Raw genomic sequence first — 3,946 nt, 5'->3', positions numbered from 1 at the left:
GGCGAGCACGGCGAGCACGGCGAGCACGGCGAGCACGGCGAGCACGGCGAGCACGGCGAGCACGGCGAGCACGGCGAGCACGGCGAGCACGGCGAGCACGGCGACAACGCCGGCTTCCCCGACGCCGCCTGTCCCCGCACCACACCCGCGGTCCGGACCGGGGCCCGGCGGCGACCACCGCGTCCCCGGACACACGGAAGGGCCCGCGGACCCCGGAACGTGCTGGTGGTCCGCGGGCCCTCCCGCGTACGGATCGGCGCTGCCGCCGCACCGCTGTGACAGGTCAGTCGTTGCCCTGGAGGATGGCGATGAGCCGCAGGAACTCCATGTAGATCCACACCAGGGTCAGCGTCAGGCCGAAGGCCGCGAGCCAGGACTCCTGACGCGGGGCGCCGTAGCGGATGCCGTCCTCGACCTGCTTGAAGTCGAGGGCGAGGAAGCAGGCGCCGAGCAGGATGCCGATGATCCCGAACATGATGCCGAGGCCACCGCTGCGGAAGCCGAGACCGTCCCCGCCGCCGAACACGGCGAACAGCAGGTTGACCGCCATCAGCAGGACGAAGCCCATGGCGGCGGCCATGACGAAGCCGTAGAACCGGCGGTTGACCCGGATCAGGCCCGTCTTGTAGGCGACGAGCACCCCGACGAACACGGCCATCGTGCCGAGCACCGCCTGCATGGCGGCGCCGCTGGCGATGTGGGTGTCGACGACGTTGCTCACCACGCCGAGGAAGACACCTTCGAGGGCGGCGTAGGTGAGGATGAGCGCCGGCGCGGCCTTGCGCTTGAAGGACTGCACGAGGCCGAGGACCATCGCGACCAGCCCGAAGCCGATGGCGATGCCGTAGGACCTGTTGAGGTGGGCCTCGTCCACCGGCAGCAGCGCCCAGGCGAGGGCGGCCGTGACGATGAGCGTGCCGAGGGTGCCGGCCGTACGGACGACGACGTCGTCCATGGTCATGCGGTCGGCGATGGGCGGCGCCTGCGGGACGCCGTGCTGCACGTCCGCCTGGGCGTAGGGGTTGTTCGCGTACGGGTTGGCGGGCGCGTCCGCATAAGGGGTGCCGCCCGCGTACGGACCTGTCGCGGTCCCCACGGCGGGTCCCCCGGCCTGCGGCGCCGCGTTGAACCCCGCGTAGCCGTTGTCGCGGCTGAACCCCCGTCGCGAGAAGACCGGGTTACTGCTCCTCATCTCACTCCTCCATGGCCACCCTGTGTGGCCTTGCGCCCAGAGTAATGCGTAGGCAAAAGAAACACCCTAGTGCTCGGGGAGGATCTTTCCCCCGCCTTGACGTGAAAACGTCCGGGACACGCTCCGTGTTCCCGCCGCTGCGGGGGGGCGGCGCGCGGCGCGTCGGCGGGGGCCGTACGGGGGTTACCCGTACGGCCCGCCCGTCAGCCCGTCGTCAGCCCGTCGTCAGCCCGTCGCCCGGAAGGCGATGACCGCGATGTCGTCCTTGCCCGCGCGCACATGCGCGACGACGTCCCGGACGAGGGCGTCCAGGGGCCGGCCGTCCCGGTGCAGCGCCTCGACGCTCCGGCGCAGGTGCGTGATGCGGTCGGTGATCCTCGCCTCCGGGATCTCCACGAGCCCGTCCGTGTAGAGGAGCAGCGTCTCGCCCTTCGCGAGGAAGAGCTTCGTGCTGCTCCGGGCCTGCCCTGTCGGGGCGCACAGCGGCGGGTCGGGCTCCTCCTCGCCGAGGCAGTCGACGGGTCCGGCCGCGCGCAGCAGCAGGGGTGGCGGGTGGCCCGCGTTGGCGAGCGTGACGTGCCAGCCCTGCCCGGGGGCCGGGTACAGGAGCGCGTGGACGGTGGTGACGAGTGACGCGGTGCCCAGGCCCTGGACCATGCCGTCGAGGCGGTCCAGGGTGCGGGCGGGGTCGGCGTGCGGCCCCGCGTCCCAGGCGAGGCCGCGCAGCATGCTGTTGACGCTGCCCATCGCGGTCGCGGCGTCCAGGTCGTGCCCCGCGACGTCGCCGATCGAGAGGGCGACGGCCCCTTCGGGCAGCCGGGTCGCGTCGTACCAGTCGCCGCCGACCTCGGCGGCCGCGTTGGCGGGAACGTAGCGGGCGCGGATCTCGGCGTCCGCGAGGTCGGGGACGGCGGTGAAGAAGGAGCGTTGCAGGAGGAGAGCGGTCTCACGGGTACGTTGCAGTTCCAGCGTGCGGCGCAGGGGGCGGCCGAGTCCTTGCAGGACGTCCTGGAGCACGCGCAGCTCGGACTCGCTCGGCGGCGGGTTGCCCAGGCAGTTGGCGGCGCTCGCGATGGCGACGACGCGGCCCTCCACGACGACGGGGAGCAGCGCGAGGCTCGTCGCCCCGGCCTCGCGCAGCCACGCCCGCGAGACGGGCGAGATCTTGTCCTCGGGCGGTGCGCCGGCCGGGAAGGTGATGAGACGGGGCTCGCGGTCGCGCAGGACGACCTCGGCCATGTGCCCGAGGGTGAATCCGTCGCCGAGCGGCGGGAGCGGGGGCAGGCCGGGGGCGAAGGCGACGCGCTCGGCGGGAACGGCGGAGCGCGCGGCGAGCGCGGACGGTGCCGTGGCCCCTTGGACCTCGAAGACGGCGATCGAGTCGGCGAGGTCGGGCACGACGACGGTGGCGGTCGTCCGGAACGCCTCGGACAGGTCGCGAGCCGTGGAGACCTCGGCCGCCATCCGGCCGAGCAGGCGCTCGCGCGTGCCGGCGACCCACTCGTCCTCGGCGTCCGCGACGGTGCCGACCCATTCGAGCAGCCCGTCCGCCCGCCCGACGGACACCGCGGTGATCCGCAGATGCCGGTACAGCGGCGCGCCCTCGCCGACGCGTAGACGGACGACGCAGGTGAAGTGGGCGGCCTCGGCGCTCGCCTCGTGCCAGGCGCGGGTGAAGCGCTCCCGGTCCTTCGGGTGGACGGCGTCGAGCCAGTCCTCCCCGTCCCCCGGCAACGCGATCCCTCCGGCGTCCTCGGCCCCGGAGAGCCTGGTGACGCGGCCGGTCGGGCCGCGCGTCCAGACGACCTGCGGGACGGCGGACAGCAGTGCCTGGTAGCGCAGTACGAGCGAGTCGTTGTCCAGGGGCCGCTCGCCGGGGTCCGCTTCCCCGGCGCCCTCCTCGCCCGCGTCCGGGAGCGCCTGGGCGAGCAGGAGCAGTGGCGGAGGGCCTTGTGCCGGCCGCAGGGGCAGACACAGCAGGACGACGGGACCGAACGGGTCCCCGTCGTCCCCGGTGCCGGCCGGCAGCGGGACCCGCTCCGAGCGGCCCGTACGGCGGGCCCGGTCCAGTGCCGCGCGCAGGGGCCCCGGGGGAACGGGGCCGCCGGGCGGCGCGAAGCGCGGCCCCGTGCGCTCGGCGAACGCCGGGTTCGCGTCCGTGAGGGTGTACGCGTCGCCCTCGACCAGCGCGATACCGGTCAGGACGTGCCGCAGCCCCGGAAGGCCCCGGGTGTCCTCGCCGCCGATCTCCCGCTCTTCGCTCACCACCTCAGAATCCCCCGCTCCCCCCACCCCTGCAATCGAGACGGGCGCGGGGGCCGTGGCGGGGCGGGCTCGGTCGGCACACCGTCGGCGCGGATCGTGCTGGTGCCGGTCGTCCCTGTCGGCGTCGGCCGCCGCCGCGGTCCTGCCCGGCGCCCGCCCGCTCACCGCGATCGGCCACACCGGCACCGTCGTGGCCCGGCGCCAGGTCGCCGACGGGAGCGGTGAGATCCGCGCCCTCCCCCTGGAGGAACATCCGCCTGGACCACGGCGAGCGCCCCATGGCCCACCACCGCCATCAGCTCCGCCGGCTGAAGAACCGCGCGTTCGCGCCCATCGGCTACCCCGACGCGGAGCAGGTCCTCCAGGTCGCGCGCCGCGCCGGGCCGCCCGCCGCCCCTCACGCACGCGAGCGGGGGGGGGGGGGGGGGGGGCCGGGCGGGGGCGCGGGGGCCGCCGCCCCCGCCGGCCGGCGGGGGCGGGCGCGCCCGC

At 75.0% G+C, this 3,946-nt stretch carries 2 protein-coding genes; both read right to left on the bottom strand.

The features are described 5' to 3' along the window. Nucleotides 1–283 precede the first annotated feature (283 nt). On the bottom strand, nt 284–1,192 hold the full coding sequence (locus ACFYMP_RS07760) for a Bax inhibitor-1/YccA family protein (RefSeq protein WP_388852112.1): 909 nt from the start codon (nt 1,190–1,192) through the stop codon (nt 284–286). Nucleotides 1,193–1,417: 225 nt separating this feature from the next. Continuing rightward, on the bottom strand, nt 1,418–3,460 hold the full coding sequence (locus ACFYMP_RS07755; protein ID WP_388852109.1) for a SpoIIE family protein phosphatase: 2,043 nt from the start codon (nt 3,458–3,460) through the stop codon (nt 1,418–1,420). Nucleotides 3,461–3,946 lie beyond the last annotated feature (486 nt).

Source organism: Streptomyces sp. NPDC007088, from assembly GCF_042869355.1.
Classification (GTDB): Bacteria; Actinomycetota; Actinomycetes; order Streptomycetales; family Streptomycetaceae; genus Streptomyces.
This window is presented reverse-complemented; position numbering and strand designations above follow the sequence as displayed.

Excerpts from the sequence above, each read along its gene's own strand:
- ACFYMP_RS07760 (WP_388852112.1), bottom strand. The coding sequence starts at position 1,192 with ATGAGGAGCAGTAACCCGGTCTTCTCGCGACGGGGGTTCAGCCGCGAC.